Raw genomic sequence first — 22,293 nt, 5'->3', positions numbered from 1 at the left:
TGCTTGCATCCGTTCCCCTCCCCCCCCCCCCCCCCCCCCGCTTCCCCCCCCCCCCCCCCTCCTCCTCCTCCCCCCCCCCCCCCCCCCCCCACTCCGGTGGGGACCGGTCCGGCGGTGCCCGGCGTGTCGGCGGTACGCGCTGCCCTCGCCTGCTTCGACATCCTCGACGGATGCGCCGAGACCGACGCGGGCGTCGACGCGGGCGCCGACGCGGGCATCGTGCCGCCGGCCAGAGAGGCGGTGACCCGGCAGGCCGAGCACGCCTGGCTGGCGTACCGGCACGCCCACTACCCGCAGCTGCTGCGGATGCTGCCCAACCTGCTCACCGCCGCGCGGCGACTGCACGCGGCCGACCCTGCCGGCGGCGCGCCGCCGCTGGTGCAGGTGTACCGGGTCGCGTCGTCGGTGCTGGTCAAGCTCGACGAACCGATCTGGCCTGGTTGGCGGCCGACCGGGCGATGACGGTCGCGTCGACCGCCGGTGATCCGCTGCTGGCGGCGGCGACGGCGGCGGTGCCGCTGGGGCAGACGCTGCGGGCGGTGGGCCAGGGCAGGTTGGCGATGTCGACGACGGCCGCCGCCGCGCACCGACTCGACCCTGTCGGTCCGGCTGACGGTGTTCCACCGCAGCTGCTGTCGGTGTACGGCACGCTGCTGCTGCAGGCCGCGTTGGCCGCCGCCGAATGCGGCGGCGCCGCCGTGCGGGAGCTGACCGGCCAGGCCGGAGACGTCGCTGACCGGGTCGGCGACGGCCACGACCACCAGCGGAGCGGTTTCGGGTCGACGGCGGTCGAGCTGGCTCGGGTGGTGGCGGCCGCCGACCTCGGCGAGGCGGAAGAAGCCGTACGCCGACACGATGTGCTGGTGCGGCGTTCCGGCTGGCGCGGGTTGCCGGCCGAGTACCGGGCGGCGTACCTGGTCGACGTAGCGCGGGCGGCACTGCAGTCCGGGGACCTGATCATGGCGGGCCGGTCGCTGGTCGACGCCGACCGGGTCGCGTCCGCCGAGGTCCGGCTGCGGCCGTCCGCCCGTACGGTGGTAGCCGAGGTCGCCCGGTGCGCGCCGCCGGCTGCCGGCGTGGCCGGACTGGCCGCGACGCTCGGGCTGACCCGGTAAGACTGAGTTGCTGGTGACCAGCCCGGATCAAGGAGCAGCGGACCAGCGGCGGCTGCCGTTCAGTTCGGCACTGGCACCGCTACCACGGTCACCAGACCCTCCAAGCCGGCGAAGTCGTCGGGGTTTGTGGTGTAGATCGGTAGGCGGTTGCCAATGGCAATACTCGCGATCATGAGATCTGCCGTACGTGCTCTCGGCTTGCGCCCTGCGGCCAGTACGGCTGCGACAACTCTGCCGAACGCCCAGGCCGCCTCAGCATCGAACGGAAGCGGGTCGAACTCCGACTCGGCCCGCTGGAGCACGTCCAACCGGCGCGCACGCTCTACTGGGTCGTCGGTGTGATGTGGGCCTGCGGACAACTCGGCGAGGGTGACTGCGCTGATCGACATCGTATCCGGAAGTCGGGCATGGTCGATTTGTCGGCGCAAGATCAGTATGTTGGTGTCGAGCAGCCCGTGGACTTCAGAGTTCATAAGGGTCCTGAAGCTCGTTTTCCATTGCGCTGTCCAGATCACTTCGGAACCGCGCCGCGTCGATGACCGGCGCGTTCGCAGACACCCCCGCGAACTGCTCCCGCGTCACCACTCGATGCCGACGCAGTGGGATCAGCTCCCCAATCGGGGTGCCGTTGCGGGTGACGACGAACGACTCGCCATGCGCGACGGCGTCCATGATTTGTCCGGATCTTGCCCGAAGATCCCGCTGCGTCAGTTCCGCTGCCATACCCGGACCCTAACATGATGTGGCACCAGGTGCTACGTGGTGGCACGATCGGTCGGGCGGTGTGGCCGGGTTGGCCGCGACGCTCGGGCTGACCCGGTGAGGCTGTTGCACTCGTCCGGACTGCTGCTCTAGGGTCGCGCGGAAAGCGCTTGCCGACCCAGCGAGGAGGGCGCGTGCCGGCGACCAGTCCGAAGATCCACAGCGGCATGTGTTCCGTCACCCTGCGGCAGCAGCCGGCTTCGGCAGTGCTGGACGTCGCCGCACGGGCCGGCCTGCGTCGCGTCGAATGGGGCGCCGACGTGCACGTACCGCCGGGTGACACCCGCACCGCGACCTCGGTGCGCGACGCCGGCCTGGACCGGGGCGTCGGGGTCGCCTCCTACGGCTCCTACTTCCGGGCCGGCTCCGACCCGGACGAGGACTTTCCGGCCGTACTGGCGGCAGCGGTCGCGCTCGGCGCACCCCGGATCCGGATCTGGGCCGGCACCCTCGGCTCGGCGCAGGCCAGCGCCGACGAGCGCCGCGCGGTCGTGACCGCCACCCGGGCCGCCGCGCAGCGGGCCGCCGACGCCGGCGTCACCCTCGCCTTCGAATACCACTCCGGTACGTTGACCGACACCGCCGAGTCGACGCTGCGGCTGCTCGCCGACGTCGACCATCCGGCGGTACGCACGTACTGGCAGCCGCCGCTCGACCTGCCCGACGCCGCCGCCGTCGACGACCTGCGGCAGGTGATGCCCTGGGTCGACGCGGTGCATGTCTTCTCCTGGTGGCCCGGCTACCAGCGGCTGCCGTTGACCGCCCGCGATCGACTCTGGCGCGACGTTCTCGCCGAGCTGCGCGGTACCGGCCGCGACTTTGACACCCTGCTGGAGTTCGTGATCGACGACGATCCCGGCCGGGTCGCGATCGAAGCGGCAACGCTGACCCGGCTGATCACAACGGACCGTCGTGCCGGCTGAGCCAGACCCGGCGGCAGCAGCGGCAACGGCCGGGCCCGGGCCGCTCGCCCGTCGGTGGGCGGCGCTGGACCCGCAGCTGCGGACGGCAGCGCTCGGCCGGGCACGGCAGGTGTACGACATCGGCGGCACCGGCCGGGCGGCCTGGCCGCACGTCGACGAGGTCACCGAGCGGGCCATCGTGGCCGCCGCCGAGGCCGACCGGGGCACCGCCTGGCCCCGACTGCTGCTGTCCGACTACGCCCGCTACTGGCGCGACGGGGTCCGGACAGCGTACGAGCAGCCCGCCGGTGGGCTGCGGCGGCGTACCGCCACAGCCGCGCTGGCCGCCGCGCTGCACGGCCAGCCCTACCTTGACGAGGCCGCCGACGGCCTGCTGCAGCTCTGCGAGCAGAGCACCTGGTGCTGGGCCGCGCACGAGCGGTTCGCCGCCGAGGCTGGTCGGGTGGTGCCCGACGTCGACCGGCCGTTTCTGGACCTCGGGGCCGCCGAGACGGTGGCCGTGCTTGCCTGGGCCGACCTGATCCTCGGCGCGACGCTCGACGAGCGCACCCCGGGGCTGCGCCAGCGGATCCGCCGGGAGACCCGCGCCCGGGTGATCGAGCCGTTCCTGGGCAGCCGTGACTGGCACTGGCTCGGCCTGGACGGGCACCTGCACAACTGGAACCCGTGGATCCACGGCCATCTGCTGGCCGCCGCGTTGTTCCTGGTCGACGACGCGGACATTCGGACCCAGGTGGTCGACCTTGTCGTCGACGGGCTCGACCGCTACCTCGGCTCGCTGCCCGCCGACGGCGGCTGCGACGAGGGGTACGCGTACTGGTGGAACGGCCCGGCCCGGCTGGCCGAAGCGCTCGACCTGCTCAACCGGGTCCTCGACGGGCGGTTGGATCCGTGGCGGTGGGCGCCGCTGCCGCAGCTGGCCCGCTACCCGCACCGGATGGCCCTCGGCGGCGGCTGGTACGTCAACGTCGGCGACGGCCCGGCCCGGCCGAGCGACGCGCAGCCGTGGCAGGTCCTGCACCGCTGGGGCCGGGCCACCGGCGACCGGCAGGTGATCGACTTCGCGGCCAGTCACCGTACCCTGGGCGAACCGGCCGTGACGGTCGCCGCCGGGCTGGGCCGGGCGGTACGCGGGCTGACGGATTCGCGGTGGTTCACCCAACCACCGACCGCTCCGCCGCTGCCGGTCACCACCTGGCTGCCCGACCTGCAACTACTGGTCAGCCGGGAACGGGCCGGCAGCTCGGCCGGGCTGACCGTCGCGGTCAAGGGTGGGCACAACGACGAGAACCACAACCACAACGACGTCGGCTCGTACCTCGTCGCCCTGGACGGGTGCCCGGTGCTGGTCGACCTCGGCCAGCCCACCTACACCGCGATCTCGTTCACCGACCGCCGGTACGAACAGTGGGTCACCCGCAGCCAGTGGCACAACCTGCCGGTCGTCGGCGGTCACGGTCAGGCCGTGGGCCGCGACTTCCGGGCGTCGGCGGTCGCCGTCGACACCGGTGCCGACGCCGACGCGCTGCGCCTCGACCTGGCTGGTGCCTACCCGCCGGAGGCCGGCTGTCGGTCCTGGCGGCGGCAGGTGCGGCTGGACCGACGCCGGTCGACGGTGACCGTCACCGAGCGGTGGCGCGTCGACGACCCGACCGGGCTGCGGCTGCACCACGTCCTCGCCGGCGAGCCGCTGGCCCACGTCGCCGGGCGGCTCGCCGTACGGGCCCTGGCCGGCGGGATCCTCGTGCTGACCTGGGAACCGCAGCTCGGTGCCGGTCGGCTGGACCGGCAGCCGGTCGACGACCCGCTGCTGCGCGACGTCTGGGGCGACGCCGTGCACCGGCTGGTGCTCACCCTGCCGGCCCAGCGGACCGGCTCCGTCACCGTGACCGTCTCCGGAGGTCCCGAATGAACGCCGATGACCAGGCTGCCGAGGAGCAGATCGCCGACGACCGGCGGCTGTCCCCGTACACCGGTTACACCCGCGCGCACTGGGGGGCGGCCGCCGACCGGATGCTGCTGGCGCTGCGTCCGTACGCCTCGCCCGACCACGCCCGGATCGGCCTGCCCGGCCGGCCGAGCGCCTACGGACCGGACAGCGACTCGCTGGAGGCGTTCGCCCGGTCGTTCCTGCTGGCGGCGGTCCGGCTACGCGGCGAGGCCGGCGCCGACCCGCACGGGCTGGCCGACTGGTACGCCGCCGGGCTGCGCGCCGGCACCGACCCGATCTCGCCGACCGCCTGGCCCCGCCCGGACCGACTGGACCAGGCCAAGGTCGAAGCCTGCTCGATCGCGCTCGGTCTGCACCTGACCCGCCCCTGGCTGTGGGACCGGCTCGACGAGGCGACCCGGCAGCGGACCGTCGACTGGCTCGGCAGCGTCGTCGGGCAGCGGTACCCGCCGATCAACTGGGTGTGGTTCCAGATCGTCGTGGAGACCTTCCTGCGCTCGGTCGGCGGCCCCTGGTCGACTGAGGACATCGAATCCGGGCTGCGGGTGCACGAGTCGCTGTACCGGGCCGACGGCTGGTACTCCGACGGACCGGAGCGGTCCTACGACCACTACGTCGGCTGGGCGTTGCACGTCTATCCGCTGCTCTGGGCCGACCAGGCCGGTGAGCTGTGCCCCGACGGGCTGCGTCAGGCGTGGCGTCAGCGGCTCGCGGCGTTCCTCGACGACGCGGTCCGGCTGATCGGGGCCGACGGGTCGCCGCTGATGCAGGGCCGCAGCCTGGCGTACCGGTTCGCGGCGGCCGCACCGCTGTGGGTCGGGGCGATGACCGGCGCGACCGAGGTGGCGCCGGGGGTGTTGCGCCGGGCGGCGAGCGGGATGCTGCGTCACTTTCACGACCACGGGGCACCGGACCGGCGTGGCCTGCTGCCCATCGGCTGGCACCATGAATGGCCGGCGATGGCCCAGTCGTACTCGGGGCCCGGGTCGCCGTACTGGGCGGCGAAGGGGATGCTGGGGCTGGCCCTGCCGGCCGATCATCCGGTGTGGACGGCGACCGAACAGCCGTTGCCGGTCGAGCGGGCGGACCTGCTGGTGGCGGTGCCGACGCCGGGCTGGCTGGTCACCGGCACCCGCCGTGACGGTGTGGTCCGGGTGGTCAACCACGGCACCGACCACTCGGTGCCCGGCGACGAGCGCGCCGACTCGCCGCTGTACGCCCGGCTCGGCTATTCGACGGCGACGATGCCGCCGCTGACCGGGGCCACCGTTGGCGACCCGTCGGACAATTCGGTCGCCGTCGTCGACGCGACGGGCCGGCGCAGTCACCGCAACGGGTTCGTGACGGTCGACTGCCGGCTGGTCGACGGGGTCGGTTGGGCGGTGTCGCGGGCCGACGCCCACTGGGTCGACACCGACGATGACGCCGGCCCGGACCACGGGTCCGGCCGGCGGGGCCGGCTGCGCCGGGGCCCGGTGGTGACGGTGGCCTCGGCGGTGCGCGGCCCGACCGAGGTGCGGCTGGCCCGGGCCGACTCCGCCGACGGTCTCGACGGCGGCACCGGGCTGGAGTTCAGCGGCTGGCCGGTCGCCGGTGACGTACCGCCGCCGGCGCGTACCGGCGACGACCCGCCGGTGTCCGTCGTGGCCGGTGCCGCGGTGACGTCCCGGCTGGTCGGCCTGACCGGCTTCGAGCATGCGCTGGTACGCCGCGAGCGGGGTACCTCGCCGCTGGGTGATCAGGTGGCGGTGCCGGTGTTGCGGACCGCCGCCGCGCCGACACCCGGCCGGGTGTACGTCGCCGCCGTGACCCTGACCGGCGCCGGGGGAGACCCGGCCGACGCGGCGGTGCCGGTGGTGACGGTGACGGCCGGCGGCGCGGGCGACTCGGTCGACATCCGCTGGCCGGACGGTCACACCTCGACGCTGCTGCTGCCGGCCGCGCCGGGGTGAGCTCAGCGGGTCGGCCGGGGCGTGGACGAGTCACGGATCACCAGTTCGGGGGTGATCAGCACCCGTTGCACGGGGCGGCGTCGGCCCTCGACCAGCCGGGCCACCATCAGCTCGACCGCCACCCGGCCCACCTGGCTCTTCGGTGGGCGGACGGAACTGAGCGCCGGCTCGGCCAGGTGCGCCACCTCGTCGTCGTAGGAGACCAGGGCGAGCTGGTCGGGGATCGGCACGCCCTGCTCGGCGCAGTACTGCGCGACCGACATGGCGTCCGGGTCGCCGTGCACGATCAGCGCGGTGACGCCTTCGCGGCGGCACCGCCGCAGCACGTCGCCGATGATCCCCCGGTGCCCCGGGGAGTCCAACGCGACCGCCTCCCGGATGACCAGGTCGGCGGGCAGGCCGAGGTCCGCACAGGCCAGCGCCCAGCCCTGGGCGAGGTGGGCGGAGGTGGGGCTGCCCTTGGACAGCACCAGCCCGATCCGGCGGTGACCGTGTTCGTGCAGGTGCCGTACGGCCATCTCCAGGCCGAGGGCGTGGTCGCTGCGGACCCATTCGAGCTGGCGCAGGGTCGGGGTCCACCGGGGGGCCTGCCGTTCCACCAGGATCGTCGGCACCGGCAGGTTGCCGATCCAGGCGATCATGTCGGCGGTGCCGTCGGTGTCGAGGCTGGGTGCCAGCAGCAGACCCTGCACCTGCTGCGCGTCGATCAGCCGGGTGATCTGCCGGCGGTCCTCGGTCGGGTCGTAGCTCGACCCGCGCAGCTGGATGTGCACGCCGAGCGAGGCGGCGGCGCTGCGGGCGCCGGTGACGATCTGCGGCCAGTAGTAGTCCAGTGACGGCACGACCATGCCGATGGTGAACCGGGTCGGTGCCACCCGGGGCCGTCGCGGTGCGGGCCCGAGCTGGGTGGGCAGCGTGGCGCCACCGTGCACCCTGGTCAGCAGGTTGCTCTCGGCCAGGGCGGCGATGTCGCGCCGGACGGTCAGCTCGCTGACCCCGAGCAGCGGGGCGAGGTCGGCCACTCGTACCGAGCCGTGTCGGCGCAACTCCTCCAGCAGCCGCTCCCGGCGCTGCAGGTTGAACATCCGATCCGCCGGCATGGGCACTCCCGTCCATGTTCGTTCGCGAACGTTTCCGACCGAATGAGATCGGCTGGTAGCGAGCATGTTCACCGAAGGTTAACCATGTCACATCGGCGAATCCAGCAGGTCCCCACGACGTCGGACGTCGGCCGGAGATTCGCCACCCGAGGAGACACGTTGACGGTGCACACCCCGCCGCAGGCGCTCGTCGTGATGGACCGGGACTCCTACCGGGCCCACTTCGACGAGGCTCGGCTGGAGCGCCTCGGCCGCGTCGTCGTCCTGGCCGATCCGGTCTGGGCCGACGAACTCGACTCGCCTGCCGTGCGCGCCCGACTGGCCACGGTCGAGACGCTGGTGACGTCCTGGGGAGCACCCCCGCTGACCAGGCAGCGGCTGGACACCGCGCCGGCCCTGCGCGCCGTCTTCCACGCCGCCGGCAGCGTCCGCTCCCTGGTGACCGACGAGGTGTGGCGGCGCGGCATCCAGGTCAGCACCGCCGCCGACGCCAACGCCGTGCCGGTCGCCGAGTACACCCTGGCCGCGATCATCTTCGCCGGCAAGAAGGTGCCGTTCATCGCCGCCGACCCCGACCGGGCGTACCGGGGATGGAGCCACCACCACGGGCACGGCGACCTGTCCAACTACCGCCGGACCATCGGCGTCGTCGGCTTCTCCCGGATCGGCCGGCGGGTCGTCGACCTGATCGGCTGCCTCGACTCGGCCCGCTGCCTGGTCGCCGACCCGTACGCCGACCCGGCCGAGGTCGCCGCAGCCGGCGCGACCCTGGTCGAGCTGGCCGAGCTGCTGCCGCACAGCGACATCCTCACCCTGCACGCGCCCGAGCTGCCCAGCACGCACCGCATGATCGGCGCGGCCGAACTCGCGCTGCTGCCCGACCACGCGACCGTGATCAACACGGCCCGGGGCAGCCTGGTCGACCCGGCGGCGCTCGCCGCCGAGTGCCGCTCCGGCCGGCTGTACGCGATCCTCGACGTCACCGACCCCGAACCGCTACCCGTCGACGCCGCCCTGCGCGGCAGCCCGAACGTCATGGTAAGCCCGCACCTGGCCGGTTCCCTCGGCACCGAGATCCACCGGCTTACCGACCACACCCTCGACGAACTCGTCCGCTGGACCGTCGGGGAACCGCTGCATGCCGAAGTCACCCCGGACGCGTTCACGTTGCACGCCTGACCGGCCGGGCTCCGTACCCCCACGAAACCCCGCACCCTCCGCAAAAGGAGTCACCTGATGAACCGACACACCGGCAGGATGAACCGACACATCGGCAGGGCGGTGGCCGCCGCCACCGCACTGGTTCTCGTCACCGCCGGCTGCGGCGGTGGCGACGAGCCGGCCGTCGGCGACGACGGCCGCGAGATCCTCACCATCGCCCTGTGGAACTACGACAGCACCCCCGAGTTCGCGGCCCTGATCGACGGGTTCGAGGCCGCCCACCCGGACATCGATGTGCAGCCGGTCGACATCCTCGCCGACGACTACTCCGAGAAGGTCACCACCATGCTGGCCGGCGGTGACCAGACCGACGTGCTCACCATGAAGAACGTCACCGACTACTCCCGCTACGCGCTGCGTGGCCAGTTGGCGTCGGTCGCCGACGAGGCGGCCGACCTCGACCAGAGCAAGTATCTCGGCCTGGAGCCGTTCGACCTCGACGGGGACTACTTCGCGCTGCCGTACCGGCAGGACTTCTGGGTGCTGTACTACAACAAGGCCATGCTCGCCGACACCGGCGCCGACCTGACCAGCCTCACCTGGGCCGAGTACGCCGACCTGGCCAAGCAGCTGACCAGCGGCAGCGGCCAGGACACCGTCTACGGCACCTACCACCACACCTGGCGCTCCATCATCCACTCGACGGCGGCGGCGCAGAGCGGCGGCGACCTCGTCGGCGGCGAGTACGGCTTCCTCAAGGACCGCTACCAGATGGTGCTCGACCTGCAGGACGCCGGTGCCACACTGCCGTGGGCGACCGCGTCGACGCAGAAGGTCCAGTACCACACGATGTTCTCCACCGGGCAGGCCGCGATGCTGCCGATGGGCACCTGGTACGCCGCCCGGTTGATCGAGGAGAAGAAGGCCGGCGACATCGACGTCGACTGGGGCATCGCCCCGCTGCCGCAGGTCACCGAGGGCGGCCCGGTCACCACCTTCGGCTCGCCGACCGCGTTCGCGGTCAACAACAAGGCCCGCAACTCCGAGGCCGCCCGGACCTTCGTCGCCTGGGCCGCCGGCCCCGAGGGCGCGGCGGCGATCGCCAGCATCGGCGTCTACCCGGCCTACTCCGACGAGACGATCACCGAGACCTACTTCGGTGTCGACGGCATGACCAACGACGAGGTCGCCCAGGCGGCGTTCCAGCCCGACGAGGTGATGCTGGAGATGCCGGTCAGCGAGAAATCCTCCGATGTGGATGTCATCCTCACCGAGGAGCACGAGCTGATCATGATCGGCGAGCGGTCCGTCGACGACGGGCTCGCCGAGATGGGCGAGCGGGTCACCTCCGAGGTCGACTGACCCGCACCATGGCGATCCACACCCCGATCGACACCGTACGCACACCGGCACCCGGCGGTCCGCCGCCGGGTCCCGGTGCGGCACGTCGGCTGCGCCGACGCAACACCCTGGCCGGCTGGAGCTTCATCCTGCCGAACTTCGTCGGCTTCGCCGCGCTCACCCTGGTGCCCGTCGTCGCCGCGCTGGCGCTGGCCTTCATGGAGTGGAACTCCTACAGCACCCCGGAATGGGTCGGGCTGGACAACTTCCGCCGGATGGTGGGCAGCGAGACCTTCTGGACCGCGCTGTACAACACCACCTACTACGCGCTCGGCCACATCCCGTTGACCCTGGTCGCCGCGCTCGGCTTCGCCGTACTGCTCAACCGGGCGCTGCGCGGCGTACGGTTCTTCCGTACCGCGTTGTTCTTCCCCTACATCACCGCGCTGGTCGCGGTGGCCGTGGTGTGGAACATGCTGTTCAACCCCGACGCCGGGCCGGTCAACCAGCTGCTGCGGGCGATCGGCGTCGACAACCCGCCGGGCTGGACCACCTCGACGACCTGGGCGATGCCGGCGGTCATCATCACCAGCGTCTGGCGGGACATGGGCTACTACATGGTGCTCTACCTGGCCGGGCTGCAGACCATCCCGGCCGAGCTGTACGAGGCGGCCCGCACCGACGGGGCGTCGGCCTGGCAGCGGTTCCGACACATCACCGTGCCGTCGCTGCGGCCCACCACCTTCTTCGTGCTGATCATGCTGACCATCTCCAGCTTCAAGGTGTTCGACCTGATCCAGGTGATGACCGAGGGCGGTCCGGGCCGCGCCACGCTGGTGCTGTCGCAGCTGATCTTCCGGGAGGGGATCACCCAGGGCCGGTTCGGCTACTCGTCGGCGATCGCCATGGTGCTGTTCGTGGTCGTCCTGGTGATCACCGTGGTCCAGTTCCAGCTGCAACGGAGGGGGGAACGATGAGCCTCGCCGTGCTGCGCCGGGCCGTCCTGCAGGTGCTGCTCACCGTCCTCGGCCTGGCCGTGCTGGTGCCGTTCGCCTGGATGCTGGTCTCCTCGGTCAAGCTGGACTCGCAGGTGCTCACCGTGCCGATCCAGTGGATTCCGCAGGAGTTCCACTTCGACAACTACGTCCGCATCTGGGACCGGATCCCGCTCGGCACCTACCTGTACAACTCGATGTTCCTCAGCGTCACCATCACCTTCCTTCAGGTGCTCACCGGCAGCTTCGCCGCGTACGGCTTCGCGAAGATCAGCTTCCCGGGCCGAGACCTGCTGTTCCTCGCCTACATCGCCACGATCGCCGTGCCGTGGCAGGCGTACATGGTGCCGCAGTACATCATCATGGAGCGGCTCGGCCTGGTGAACACCCACCTGTCGCTGATCCTGCTGCAGGCGTTCGGGGCGTTCGGCGTGTTCCTGATGCGGCAGTACTACCTGACCATCCCCGACGAGCTGACCGAGGCCGCCCGCATCGACGGCCTCAACGAGTACGGCATCTGGGCGCGGATCGTGCTGCCGTTGTCCAAGCCGGCGCTGGCCAGCCTGGCGCTGCTCACCTTCGTCAACACCTGGAACGACTACATGGGACCGTTCATCTACCTGACCAGCAACGACCTGTGGACCGTACAGATCGGGCTGCGGACCTTCATCGGGCTCTACGAGGCCGAGTACGCCATGATCATGACCGGTTCGGTGCTGTCGATCCTGCCGATCCTGCTCGTCTTCCTGTTCGGCCAGCGCTACTTCGTGCAGGGCATCGCCACGAGTGGGTTGAAATGACGGCGGCCGGGGTGCGGCAACCCGTCCGGCAACCGCTGCGGCCCTCGCTGGCCGCGCGGGTCAACGTCGGCGCGGACACCTGGTCAACGATCTGGTCACTGGTGCACCGGGTGCTGGTGGTCAACCTCGGGCTGGCCATCACCAACCTGCCGCTGCTGGTCGCGCTGGCCGTGGTCGCCCAGCCGTGGCGCTACCCGGTCTTCTTCGGGCTGCTGTCGGTCAGCATCGGGCCGGCGGTCGCCGCAGCGTTCGGCTACCTGCGGCAGGCCGAGGACGACGACCGGGCACCCGTACGTGAGTACTTCCGCGCGTACCGGCGGAACTTCGCCGCAGCGACGCGGCGCTGGGCGGCGGCGACGGTGCTGGTGGCGGTCCTGGTGACCGACATCGTCTGGCTGCACGACGCCGGCGCTGCGGCGGTGCTCGTACCGCTGCTGGTGGTGCTGACCGTGCTGGTGGCCGCCACGACGGTCCTGCTGCTGGCCCTGGTCGAGCTGGCCCCGGACCTGGGCGTGCGCGCGGCCGTCCGGGCCGCGGCCTGGACGGCGGTACGCCGGGCGCCGCTGGGCCTGCTCAGCCTGGTCGTGCTGCTGGCCGCCCTGCTGTCGGTCAACCAGGCGCCGCTGCTGGCGCTGGCGACGCTGCCCGGCTGTGCGCTGCTGGTCGTCTGGGTCAACAGCCGCGCCGCACTGTCCGATGCCCTGCCCCTTGAATCGCCTCGGACGTAATAGCGTCGAGGGCGTGCGGAGTAACGATGAGAGCTACGAGCCGCTGACGGTGGCGGGGCTGGGCGCGCTGCTCGTCGGCGCTGACGAGGCGCGACGGTGGCGGTTGGTGGCGGAGTTCCTTGAGGAGCACCGCTGGGAGCCGGCGCAGGAGCGGGCCGCTTTGCTGGAGCAGGAGCCGGCTGTCACCGGCGACGAACACTGGGACGTGTTCCTGGCCGCGTTGACGGAACACCTGGCGACCAAGGATGGTCGCGGGGCACCGGCATGGGTCGAGGCACGATCACTGCGCCGGTTCTGGTTCCCGTTCAACACCCGGGCCGCCCGGGTCGACGCCGTGGTGCACGCCCCGGCGGCGTTCCGCCGTCGCGGAGTCTACGTATCGCCGCAGGAATTGAACGTCGCGTGAGCGCCGCTGATCCGCTCCTGGACCGCGCGGCGATCGAGGACACCTTCCGGCGGCTCGGAGATCGCCTGCACTGACGACAGCACCTGTTTGGTCATACAGGTGCTCCCGGCAGGTGAATGACGGGTCACGTGTCTCCTCGTCACTGCCGAGTTTCGCTACGGGCGAGCACGATGCTGGTCCGGCTCGACGGCGAGCTGAAACGCCTTCCTCCACGGGAACGCGGCACGTCGGTCGGTGCCGGTGCCTGGTGGGTGTGGTGTCCAGTCGTCGTCCGGGCCGGAGATGACCCGGACGCCTTCGGCCCGTAGGTCGGCGATGGAGCGTTGGAAGGGTGCACGGGCGGCCAGTGCGGCGTTGACGAACGGCACGATGACGGTGGGGACACCGCGTCCGATCAGTTCGGCGGTTGAGGTGAGCGGGTAGGTGTCGGCGACGCCGCAGGCGAGCTTGTTGACTGTGTTGTACGTCGCGGGTGCGATGATCACCGCGTCCACCGGTGGCAAGGTCCGCCGGCCGCCGACGTCCGGGGTCTGGTAGGTGCTGCGTACGGGGTTGCCGGTCAGCCCGGTGACGGCGGAGGCGTCGATGAAGTCGAGTGCACTGGTGGTTGCGACGACCGTCGTCGCCCACGACTGCTCCTGTGCCGCTTCAACGAGTCGGAGAACATCGGCGGCGGGCCCAGCACCGCACACAACAATCCGGAGGTGTCCTGAGGTCACAGCCGAATCCCTGCATTGGCGGCGAACTCGGTGACGTGGCTTCGTAGGTGCCCGCGTGACAGAGCGGCGAGGTTCTCGACGATGCGGTGCACCGCCGGGCGGGCACAGATCTCCTCCGGCGCGATCCCGAAGGCGGTCCGTAGCGCTGACAGCCCCTGCTCATGACGTCCCCACTGGGCGTACGCCTGTGCGACGTCGACCAACAAGGCTGCTTTGCGTTCCTTGAGGATGATCTTGTCGATCTGTACCTGGCGAGCGTAGGTGATGGCGGTGCCGGCGTCGCCGAGGGCGAGTGCAACGTTGACCCGGTGCTGCAGCACGTTGGTAGGGCCGAAGCCGGTCCACCGGTCGTTGCCGTCGTGCCCCAGCCGGTTGGCGGCCTGAGTCGCCTCGTCCAGCATGGTGGCGGCAACGTCGCGGTCTTCGATCCTTGCAGCGGCGATCGAGCCACAGAGCAGGAGCGCGCCGTAGACGGCGAGGGCGTGTTTGGAGTCGAGCCCGGTGACGTCACTGACGGTAGTGGCGGATACCTGCGCGAAGGTGACAGCTTGTCGGGTGTGGCCGTTGCTCATCAGCGCGTGGGTCATTATCCGTGCACTGGTGCCGATCGCGAGAGGATCGCCGCTGTCGAGTCCGTATCGGGTGCTGCGCTCGGCTGCCACAAGCGCCATCGAGGTGTCGCCGTGCTTCAGCAGCAGGCTACCGACGACGTGGTAGAGGTCGGCGGCGAGTGCATCGAGTACGGAACGCTCGCTTGCCTGCTGCGATCTCGCTGCGGTGAAGGCTGGGAGGAGGGTCACGAGCCGGTCGAGGGTGCGCCCGTAGTGGCATGCCTGGTAGTCACCCTTGACCTGAGCGACCTGGGCGGCGAGGTCCTGCGCGGAGTTGGGTGAACCAGGTCCGGCAGCATCACGGCCGGGAGACAACAGCACGTCGAGCAGGTGCGCCACGGTCGGGATCGCGGCGGCGCCTTTGACAGCCGTATCGGTCAGAAAATCTCTGCGCCGCACGTTCTCATCCTGGTCAAGATCGGGATTGCCTCCGCCGTCAGTATGAGCCAGACAACCGGCGTGGAGTGCGACGAGGGCAGCTGACTGACCCGTGGGTGCACCGCTGGTGCTCGCATCGCAGAGCTGTGCGAAACGCTGACGAGCCTCCGCCGACGCTTGGGCCAGGACGGTGTCCAGCGCCGCCTGCATCTCGGCACGCAACTGGATGTCACGGCCTCGACTGCTCCACTTCGCCACGGTACGTCGCGCTGCCCCGAGATGCTCGGCGAAGTCGGTCACACTCATTCGTAGTGCCTTGCGTAGCGCGTTCGCTTCCCAACCGGTCCAGGCACTCACGGTCGTCATCTGCACGTCCTTTCGACGGGCAAGGCTCAGGTGCGTGCCGCTGATCGTAACCGTACGTAGGTTCACGGACGTGCACCGTCAGTGCACCGTGCGGACATTTCCGCTGAGGGTTCAACCGGCCAACCTGGACATGTGGCCCCGCCGCCGTGCACGCCTTTGAGCTGCGGCGGCGGGTGCCGGGCGGCGGCTCGGGGTTGACGTGGAGAGCCACCTCGGGTCGCCGCCCTTCCAACTCTCGTTGAGGGGGCAGCGTGTTCGGGAAGTGGTTTCAGCGTGCGGACGTGCCGGTGGATGTGGTTTATCCGGTGCCGGGCCGCCAGCGGTACGCCGACCGTACGGTGCCGCCGCCGGACCGTCGGCCGGCGACCCGTACCGATCGGGCGCAGCGCCGGGGTGGTAACGCCGGCCGGCACTACCTGCGATGAGGACACCCGGAACCGGCAAAGGGCCGGTGCACGAGCCGGTGCGTCCGTCGTGGTGCTGCGCGGTCTGTCCGGACGGGACGCCGTGGCCGTGTCCGCCGGGTCGGACGCAGTTGGCGGAGGCGTACGTCGGTGAGCCGCTGGCGCTGTCGATTGACGTCGGTGAGCTGCTGACCGTCGCCGCCGAGGAGGCCAGGATCACCGACCCGGCCGAGTTGTACGAACGCTTCGTGTCGTGGACCTGGATCGACGCGGGTGGCAGGCGATGAGCGTGGCCGTCGGGCGTCGGGTCGCCTTGTGGCGGGTCCGCCGGCAGATGACCCAGCAGGTGCTCGCCGACCGGATCGGCCGGTCGAAGAGCTGGGTGGAGAAGGTCGAGCGTGGTGTCCGGCGGTTGGACCGGTTCTCGTTGATCCGGCAGGTCGCCGAGGTGCTGCGGGTCGACCTGGCGGAGTTGATCGGCCCGGCCCGGCCATCGGAGCATGGCGGGGCGGTCGACGGGGTGGCGGCGGTCCGGGCGGCGCTGGCCAGCTACGAGGTGTTCACCGCCGCCGACAGCGGCCCGGCCGTGGAACGCGAGGCAACGCAGCGGGTCGAGCACGCCTGGTCGACGTACCAGCACGGCGACTATCCCCGGCTGCTGCGGATGACACCGGAGCTGCTGGACGCCGCCCGGCGGCTGCACGCCACCCGGCCTGGGCCTGGGGCGGAGTTGTTGGTGCGCGCGTACCGGATCATCGCGCTCGTGCTGGTCAAGGTCGGTGAACCTGAGCTGGCCTGGTTGGCGGCCGATCGGGCGCTTGCCGTGGCCGGCGGTGATCCGGTGCTGGCCGGGTCGGCGGCGGTGCCGCTCGGGCAGGCGCTGCGCGGGTTGGGCCAGGACCGGTTGGCGATGACGACGACGGTCGCCGCCGCCGACCGCATCGCGACGGCATCGGTCGAGTGCGGCCCGGTGTACGGGACGTTGCTGCTGCAGGCCGGGTTGGCCGCTGCCGGCTGCGGCGAAACCCGCAGCGTCGACGAGCTGCTCGGCCGGGCCGCTGACGTCGCTGGCCGAATCGGTGACGGGCTGGACTACCGTACTGCGAGCTTCGGCCCGGCGGCCGTCGAGCTGGCGCACGTCGTGGCGGCCGTGGAGTCGGGCGACGCCCGGCAGGCGGTACGCCGGCACGAGACTGCCACCCGGCAGCTGACATGGCGTGGGCTGCCGGCCGAGCATCGGGCGGCGTACCTGGTGGATGCCGCGCGGGCACACCTCGGCGTCGGTGACTTCGCGGCGGCGGGACGGTGGCTCGTCGAGGCGGACCGCGTCGCACCGGCTGAGATCCGCTGCCGGCCCTCCGCCCGTACGGTCGTGGCTGAGATTGCCCGGTGCGGGCCGGACACGGCCGGCGTCGCCCGGCTGGCGACGGCGCTCGGGCTGACGACCGGCGTTTCGTGACGAGGGAACCTGTATGACCCTCAACCCGCCAGTTCTTCGACAATGCAGGTTCCCTCGTCGGCGTCAGCCGGGTGGGCTGCGTCACCGCGTTCCTCGGCGAGGTGGAAAGCGCTGATCCATGCCTCGGTACGCGCACGTTCGGTCGCCAGCGCGGTGGAGAAGCCGGCGGAGATTTTCGACCGTGAGGTCGAGTGGGACGAGCTGGTCCGGTTCGCGCGCCTGCCGCAGGGCGGGGCCACGCTGGGAGTGGTCTCCGGTCGTCGTCGTCAGGGCAAGACGTTCCTGCTCGACGCGCTGGTACGGGCGGCTGGCGGGTTCTTGTTCACGGCTACCGAGTCGTCCGAGGCTGACGCGCTGCGCCAGTACGGTGAGGCGCTCGGTGACTATCTGGGTGAGGCGACGCCGCTGCGGTTTGCGGACTGGGACGAGGCGGTCACCCGGACGATGACACTCGCCCCTGCCGGGCCACTGCCGGTGGTGATCGACGAGTTTCCGTTCCTGGCCCGCGTCAGTCCGGCGCTGCCCTCGATCATCCAGCGGGCGCTCGACCCGGCGGGACAGCGGTCGAACACCCAGGTACGGCTGCTGTTGTGCGGTTCGGCGCTGTCGTTCATGGGCAACCTGTTGTCCGGCGCCGCGCCGCTGCGTGGACGGGCCGGCCTGGAGTTGGTGGTCCGGACTCTGGACTACCGGTCTGCGGCCCGGTTCTGGGGGATCGCCGACCCACGCACCGCCCTACAGGTCAACGCGATCGTCGGCGGCACCCCCGCCTATCGGCACGAGTTCACGCAGGACGACTCACCGGCCGGGCCGGACGATTTCGACGACTGGGTGGTGCGTGCCGTGTTGAACCCGGCCCGCCCGCTGTTCCGGGAGGCCCGCTACCTGTTGGCGGAGGAGCCGGACATCCGCGACCCCGCGTTGTACCACTCGGTGCTGGCGGCGATCGCGGACGGTCGTACCCGGCGTGGGGAGATCGCCAACTTCCTGGGTCGGCAGCCGTCCGACCTGGCCCAGCCGCTGGGTGTACTAAAGGACGTCGGCCTGGTCGTGCGGGAGACCGACGCGTTCAAGAGCAACCGGGGCGTCTACCGGATTGCCGAGCCACTGCTCGTCTTCTACCACGCCGTAATGCGGCCGGCGTGGGGCGACCTGGAGCGCTCGGGTCGGTCCCGGCAGGTCTGGCCCCGGCTGCAGCGCACGTTCCTGAGCAAGGTCGTCGGGCCGCACTTCGAAACGATCTGCCGCGAATGGGCCCGGTGGGAAGCCGATCCGGACGTTCTTGGCGGTGTTCCGACCCGGGTGGCTGCCGGTGTCGTCAACGACCCCGCCGCCCGCACGCGGCACGAGGTGGACGTGGCGGTATTCAGCCGTGACGAGCAGGGCCATGAGGAACTCCGCGCGATCGGCGAGGCCAAGTGGCAGGAGGCCGTCGGGACCGGTCACCTGCGACGCCTGGTACACATCCGTAGCCTGTTGGCCGGTCGCGACGGGGTCCGGGCCGACCGGTGCCGGCTGCTGCTGTTCAGCGGCGGCGGCTTCGCCGACGACCTTCGCGCCGTGGCGGCCACGGACCCCGGCGTCCAGCTCGTCGACCTGGATCGCTTGTACGCGGCGAACCGATCCTGAGCGAACGACGTCAGCTCGACCGTTCGGCCTGACGTAGCACCCGGAGCAGGTCCTCGACCAGGTTCTCGGCGCTGGCGCGGCCCTTTCCGTCGGCCGCCAGGTGGCCGCTGATGGACAGATCGGCGGCGCCGTGCGCCAGCGCGCGGACCAGAGCGGCGGCCCGTTCCGGGTCACCTGCGGGCAGGGCCCCGGCCGCCTGGGCCTCGGCGGTCAGCTCGACGAGTCGCCGCCAGGTGGCGCCGGCCCGCTCGTGCAGGTCGGCGGAGGCGTGCATCGACCACCCGTAGACCAGCGCGAACCGTCGCGGATGGTGCTGTGCCCAGCGTACGTAGTCGAGCAGGACGTGTCGCAGCAGCGCGGCGGCCTCGGTCCGTGGCGTCGGTGTCGCCGTCATGACCCGTTCGAGCCGGTCGAATTCCTGGATGGCGACGGCCTCCAACAGCGCCTGCTTGTCGGTGAAGTGCTTGTACGGCGCGTTGTGTGACACCCCGGCCCGACGTCCAACCTCCCGCAGGGTGACCCGCTCCGGGCCGCCCTCGTCGAGCAGTGCGGTCGCTGCGGCGACGAGGTCGTCCCGGGTGCTCATCGTCCGATCCTAGATCAGGTTGACGCTGTCAACCTGGGCGACGTAAGGTCAGGTTGACAACGTCAACCTGTCGAAGGGTTCACTCTGATGAGAACCGTCGTCATCACCGGGGCCACCACCGGCCTCGGGCTGCGCGTCGCCGGGCGGCTCGCCGCCCAGGGCTGGCACGTCGTGCTCGGTCACCGGGCAGAGAGCCGGGGAGAAGCGGCGGCCCGGCAGATCCGTCGCCGGACCCCTGCGGCGAGCCTCGAACTGCTCCGGATCGACCTGGCCGACCTGCGATCGGTCGCGGACGCGGCCGGGGAACTGCGCCGGTCCGGGCAGCGTCCGCCGCTGCATGCCATCGTCGGCAACGCCGGCGTTCAGGTCATCGACGGGGTACGCCGGTCCGCCGACGGCTACGAGCTCACCTTCGCGACCAACCACCTCGGTCATCACCTGCTCGTCACCGGACTGCTCGACGACCTGGCCGCCGGGGCCCGGATTGCGATCGTCAGCAGTGGCACCCACTGGCGGGAGAAGAGCATGGGCTTCCCGGAGCCGCGTTGGACGAGCGCCCGCGAACTCGCCGACCCGTCCGACGCCGACGCGACCCCGACGGCGGGCCGGGTCCGCTACTCCACCTCGAAGTTGGCGAACATCTACTTCGTCTACGAGCTCGCCCGCCGACTGGACGGGCGGCCGATCAGCGTCAACGCGTACGACCCGGGGCTGATGCCCGACACCAGCCTCTCCCGCGACTATCCGACGCTCGTCCGGACCGGTTTTCGGATGGCCGCCCCGCTGATCAGCGCGCTGCTGCCCGGCGCGCGCAGCTCCCGGGCCTCCGCCCGGCACCTGGCCGACCTGGTCAGCGACGCCCGGTTCGACGGCACCACCGGTGCGTACCTGGAGGGTCCGAAGGTCGCCCCGTCGTCACCCGAGTCATACGACGTCGCCCGGGCGCGGCGGCTCTGGGACGACAGCGAGCAACTGATCGACCAGGCGCTCGCCCGCCGTTGAGTCGGGTGGGGCCGGTCCGGGTCGCCTCACCAGCTGCCATGTTACGGTTGATGTTCGGGAAGTCCTGAACATTCGTGATAATGGCGTTCTTCGATGGTGGCGGTCCTCATGATGGGGCGTTCTCGGCGAGGAAGGAGATGCACGTGGATCCGGACGCCGGGCGGCGGTACGCCGAAGAGGTCGGTGTCGCCCTCGCCCAGATGGGCACCACCCCTGCGTTCGGCAAGTTGCTCGGCTGGCTGCTGATCTGCGACCCGCCGGGCCAGACCACCGCGCAACTGTGCGAGGCGGTCGGGCTGTCCAAGGCATCCGTCTCGGCCGGGATGCGGGCGCTGGAGCAGTCCGGCATGGTGCGCCGGGTGCCGACCAGCGGCCGGGGCCACGCGTACGAGATGCACCCGGACGCCTTCGCCCGGGCGATCGACCCGACCGACAAGATGCGCACCTTCATCGACCTGATGCAGCGTGGCATCGATCTCGTCGGCGACGCGGACGCCCCGGAGGCGGACCGGCTCCGGCACACCCGCGACTTCTACACCTTCATGATCGAACGGACGCCCGCGCTGATGGAGGAGTTCCGGCGCCAGACCAAACGGGACGTGTGACGGTGCGGGTCCTGATCGTCACCGTCGGGTCTCGCGGTGACGTCCAGCCGTACCTGGCGCTCGGCACCGGGCTGCGGGCGGCCGGTCACGACGTCACCCTGGCCACCTGCGCCCGATTCCGGTCCTTCGTCACCGACCACGGCCTGGCGTACGGCCACCTCGGCGACGAGATCCTGCAACTGCTCGACTCGGCGGCGGGTCGCGCCGCGATGGAGGACACCACCGGACTTCTCGGCTCGGTCAAGACCAACATCCGGCTGGCCCGGCGGGCCAACCCGATCAACCGGGGCCTGCTGGCCGATGTCTGGCAGGCGGCCCGCCAGGCCGACCCGCAGGTGATCGTCTATCACCCCAAGGCGCTGGCCGGCCCGCACGTCGCCGAGAAACTCGGCGCGCCGGCGGTGCAGGCGGTCCCCGTTCCGATGTCCGTGGCGACCGGCGACTTCCCGCTGATCGGCGCACCTGCGCTGCCGCTCGGCCGCGCGTACAACCGGCTCACCTACCGGCTCGTCGGTGCCGGCTACCGGATGTACGACGGCATGGTGAACACCTTCCGCCAGGAGACGTTGTGCCTGGCCCGACGTAGGGGTGCGGCCCTGGCCACCCGGCTGCCCGACGGGCGGCCGATCCCGGTGCTGCACGCGGTCAGCGGTCATGTGCTGCCGCGCCCGGCCGACTGGCCCGGGCACGCCCAGCTCACCGGATACTGGTTCCTCGACGATGCCACCGGCTGGCAGCCACCGGCCGAACTGGTCGACTTCCTCGACGCCGGCGACCCACCGGTGTACGTCGGCTTCGGCAGCATGGCCGGGCGGGATCCGCAGCGCCTCACCCGCGTCGTCGCCGAAGCGCTGCGCCTGGCCGGCGTACGCGGCATCGTCGCCACCGGCTGGGGCGGGCTGGACGCGGCTGGCCTGCCGGGCAACGTCCTGCCCATCACCCAGGCACCGCACGACTGGTTGTTTCCCCGGGTGTCCGCCGTGGTGCATCACGGCGGTGCCGGCACCACCGCCGCCGCGCTGCGCGCCGGCCGGCCCTCGGTGATCTGCCCGTTCATCCTGGACCAGTTCTTCTGGGGTCGGCGAGTGGCGGCGCTCGGCGCGGGCAGCGCCCCGGTTCCGCAGTCGACGATCACCGCGCAGCGGCTCGCGGCCGCGATCCGCCAGGTCAGCACCGACGTCGATGTCCGGGATGCGGCGGCCGGGTTGGGGCGGCGGCTCACGGCCGAGGACGGCGTCGCGAGCGCGGTGGCGCGGATCGAAGCCGCAGCGGCGTGACCGACCCCGAATAGTCGACGTTC

The 22,293-nt window shown here is 71.4% G+C and carries 23 protein-coding genes and 1 pseudogene; 18 read left to right on the top strand and 6 right to left on the bottom strand.

The genetic code is table 11. The annotated features are described in order from the left end of the window. Both ACXAHD_RS12915 and ACXAHD_RS12910 read left to right on the top strand, forming a co-directional pair. Positions 1-462, top strand: a pseudogene (locus ACXAHD_RS12915) (hypothetical protein); the annotation flags it as partial. Next, a complete protein-coding gene (locus tag ACXAHD_RS12910) occupies positions 459-1,115 on the top strand; it encodes a hypothetical protein (protein WP_475050763.1) in 657 nt (218 codons plus the stop codon). The pseudogene ACXAHD_RS12915 and the gene ACXAHD_RS12910, both read left to right, overlap by 4 nt. Before the next feature lie 59 nt (positions 1,116-1,174). Here ACXAHD_RS12910 and ACXAHD_RS12905 read toward each other — a convergent pair whose 3' ends face one another. Both ACXAHD_RS12905 and ACXAHD_RS12900 read right to left on the bottom strand, forming a co-directional pair. Next, complete coding sequence (locus ACXAHD_RS12905) at positions 1,175-1,588, bottom strand: PIN domain-containing protein (RefSeq protein WP_475050760.1); 414 nt, start codon at positions 1,586-1,588, stop codon at positions 1,175-1,177. Then, entirely contained in the window at positions 1,578-1,838 is a 261-nt protein-coding gene (locus tag ACXAHD_RS12900; protein WP_281554231.1) for a type II toxin-antitoxin system Phd/YefM family antitoxin, read from the bottom strand. The genes ACXAHD_RS12905 and ACXAHD_RS12900 overlap by 11 nt, the downstream gene beginning before the upstream one ends. Before the next feature lie 173 nt (positions 1,839-2,011). Between ACXAHD_RS12900 and ACXAHD_RS12895 the strand changes: the two genes are divergently transcribed. The 3 genes from ACXAHD_RS12895 to ACXAHD_RS12885 are packed head-to-tail and all read left to right on the top strand — an operon-like array spanning position 2,012 to position 6,703. Continuing rightward, positions 2,012-2,800: a sugar phosphate isomerase/epimerase family protein gene (locus tag ACXAHD_RS12895; protein ID WP_475050757.1), complete on the top strand. Its 789-nt coding sequence runs from the start codon at positions 2,012-2,014 to the stop codon at positions 2,798-2,800. Beyond that, positions 2,790-4,712, top strand: coding sequence for a heparinase II/III domain-containing protein (locus ACXAHD_RS12890; RefSeq protein ID WP_475050754.1), 1,923 nt, complete (start codon positions 2,790-2,792; stop codon positions 4,710-4,712). Before ACXAHD_RS12895 ends, ACXAHD_RS12890 begins: the two co-directional genes overlap by 11 nt. Next, positions 4,709-6,703, top strand: coding sequence for a DUF2264 domain-containing protein (locus ACXAHD_RS12885; protein ID WP_475050751.1), 1,995 nt, complete (start codon positions 4,709-4,711; stop codon positions 6,701-6,703). The genes ACXAHD_RS12890 and ACXAHD_RS12885 overlap by 4 nt, the downstream gene beginning before the upstream one ends. 2 nt (positions 6,704-6,705) lie before the next feature. Here the strand turns inward: ACXAHD_RS12885 and ACXAHD_RS12880 are convergent, their stop codons facing one another. Continuing rightward, on the bottom strand, positions 6,706-7,803 hold the full coding sequence (locus ACXAHD_RS12880) for a LacI family DNA-binding transcriptional regulator (RefSeq protein WP_281554235.1): 1,098 nt from the start codon (positions 7,801-7,803) through the stop codon (positions 6,706-6,708). 165 nt (positions 7,804-7,968) lie between these two features. Between ACXAHD_RS12880 and ACXAHD_RS12875 the strand changes: the two genes are divergently transcribed. From ACXAHD_RS12875 to ACXAHD_RS12850, 6 genes are read left to right on the top strand one after another with little or no spacing between them, the layout of a single operon-like run. Then, positions 7,969-8,982, top strand: coding sequence for a hydroxyacid dehydrogenase (locus ACXAHD_RS12875; RefSeq protein ID WP_281555535.1), 1,014 nt, complete (start codon positions 7,969-7,971; stop codon positions 8,980-8,982). A gap of 57 nt (positions 8,983-9,039) precedes the next feature. After that, the gene (locus ACXAHD_RS12870; RefSeq protein ID WP_289212588.1) at positions 9,040-10,326 is read left to right on the top strand and encodes an ABC transporter substrate-binding protein; all 1,287 of its coding nucleotides are present in this window, start codon (positions 9,040-9,042) and stop codon (positions 10,324-10,326) included. 8 nt (positions 10,327-10,334) lie between these two features. After that, entirely contained in the window at positions 10,335-11,282 is a 948-nt protein-coding gene (locus ACXAHD_RS12865) for a carbohydrate ABC transporter permease (protein WP_475050744.1), read from the top strand. After that, on the top strand, positions 11,279-12,100 hold the full coding sequence (locus ACXAHD_RS12860) for a carbohydrate ABC transporter permease (protein WP_281554238.1): 822 nt from the start codon (positions 11,279-11,281) through the stop codon (positions 12,098-12,100). The genes ACXAHD_RS12865 and ACXAHD_RS12860 overlap by 4 nt, the downstream gene beginning before the upstream one ends. An 11-nt stretch (positions 12,101-12,111) precedes the next feature. Beyond that, complete coding sequence (locus ACXAHD_RS12855) at positions 12,112-12,828, top strand: DUF624 domain-containing protein (RefSeq protein ID WP_475050735.1); 717 nt, start codon at positions 12,112-12,114, stop codon at positions 12,826-12,828. A 13-nt stretch (positions 12,829-12,841) separates the two neighbouring features. Further along, positions 12,842-13,234: a hypothetical protein gene (locus ACXAHD_RS12850; RefSeq protein ID WP_281554240.1), complete on the top strand. Its 393-nt coding sequence runs from the start codon at positions 12,842-12,844 to the stop codon at positions 13,232-13,234. Positions 13,235-13,389: 155 nt separating this feature from the next. Here ACXAHD_RS12850 and ACXAHD_RS12845 read toward each other — a convergent pair whose 3' ends face one another. Together ACXAHD_RS12845 and ACXAHD_RS12840 are read right to left on the bottom strand one after the other, a co-directional pair. Then, complete coding sequence (locus ACXAHD_RS12845; protein ID WP_281554241.1) at positions 13,390-13,953, bottom strand: flavoprotein; 564 nt, start codon at positions 13,951-13,953, stop codon at positions 13,390-13,392. After that, positions 13,950-15,308 (bottom strand): helix-turn-helix domain-containing protein, encoded by a 1,359-nt coding sequence (locus tag ACXAHD_RS12840; protein WP_475050765.1) that lies wholly within the window; start codon positions 15,306-15,308, stop codon positions 13,950-13,952. The genes ACXAHD_RS12845 and ACXAHD_RS12840 overlap by 4 nt, the downstream gene beginning before the upstream one ends. A 281-nt stretch (positions 15,309-15,589) precedes the next feature. Between ACXAHD_RS12840 and ACXAHD_RS12835 the strand changes: the two genes are divergently transcribed. The 4 genes from ACXAHD_RS12835 (at position 15,590) to ACXAHD_RS12820 (ending at position 18,800) form a co-directional block, all read left to right on the top strand. After that, positions 15,590-15,733, top strand: coding sequence for a hypothetical protein (locus ACXAHD_RS12835; RefSeq protein WP_281554242.1), 144 nt, complete (start codon positions 15,590-15,592; stop codon positions 15,731-15,733). Next, the gene (locus tag ACXAHD_RS12830) at positions 15,730-15,999 is read left to right on the top strand and encodes a hypothetical protein (protein ID WP_281554243.1); all 270 of its coding nucleotides are present in this window, start codon (positions 15,730-15,732) and stop codon (positions 15,997-15,999) included. Before ACXAHD_RS12835 ends, ACXAHD_RS12830 begins: the two co-directional genes overlap by 4 nt. After that, complete coding sequence (locus ACXAHD_RS12825) at positions 15,996-17,171, top strand: helix-turn-helix domain-containing protein (protein ID WP_475050731.1); 1,176 nt, start codon at positions 15,996-15,998, stop codon at positions 17,169-17,171. The genes ACXAHD_RS12830 and ACXAHD_RS12825 overlap by 4 nt, the downstream gene beginning before the upstream one ends. A 153-nt stretch (positions 17,172-17,324) precedes the next feature. Further along, complete coding sequence (locus ACXAHD_RS12820) at positions 17,325-18,800, top strand: AAA family ATPase (RefSeq protein WP_281554245.1); 1,476 nt, start codon at positions 17,325-17,327, stop codon at positions 18,798-18,800. 10 nt (positions 18,801-18,810) lie between these two features. Here ACXAHD_RS12820 and ACXAHD_RS12815 read toward each other — a convergent pair whose 3' ends face one another. Further along, positions 18,811-19,386 (bottom strand): TetR/AcrR family transcriptional regulator, encoded by a 576-nt coding sequence (locus ACXAHD_RS12815; protein ID WP_475050724.1) that lies wholly within the window; start codon positions 19,384-19,386, stop codon positions 18,811-18,813. A gap of 87 nt (positions 19,387-19,473) precedes the next feature. Here ACXAHD_RS12815 and ACXAHD_RS12810 point away from each other — a divergent pair, with 87 nt between their 5' ends. The 3 genes from ACXAHD_RS12810 to ACXAHD_RS12800 all read left to right on the top strand — a co-directional run bounded on the left by ACXAHD_RS12810 (position 19,474) and on the right by ACXAHD_RS12800 (position 22,270). Then, complete coding sequence (locus ACXAHD_RS12810; RefSeq protein ID WP_475050718.1) at positions 19,474-20,388, top strand: SDR family NAD(P)-dependent oxidoreductase; 915 nt, start codon at positions 19,474-19,476, stop codon at positions 20,386-20,388. 143 nt (positions 20,389-20,531) lie between these two features. Further along, positions 20,532-20,993: a GbsR/MarR family transcriptional regulator gene (locus ACXAHD_RS12805; protein WP_281554248.1), complete on the top strand. Its 462-nt coding sequence runs from the start codon at positions 20,532-20,534 to the stop codon at positions 20,991-20,993. Then, on the top strand, positions 20,990-22,270 hold the full coding sequence (locus ACXAHD_RS12800) for a glycosyltransferase (protein ID WP_281554249.1): 1,281 nt from the start codon (positions 20,990-20,992) through the stop codon (positions 22,268-22,270). The genes ACXAHD_RS12805 and ACXAHD_RS12800 overlap by 4 nt, the downstream gene beginning before the upstream one ends. Positions 22,271-22,293: the final 23 nt, after the last annotated feature.

Source organism: Micromonospora sp. ABR4_055, assembly GCF_056160425.1.
Note: the sequence above shows the minus strand (reverse complement) of the source record. Positions and strands in the feature narration are given on the sequence as shown.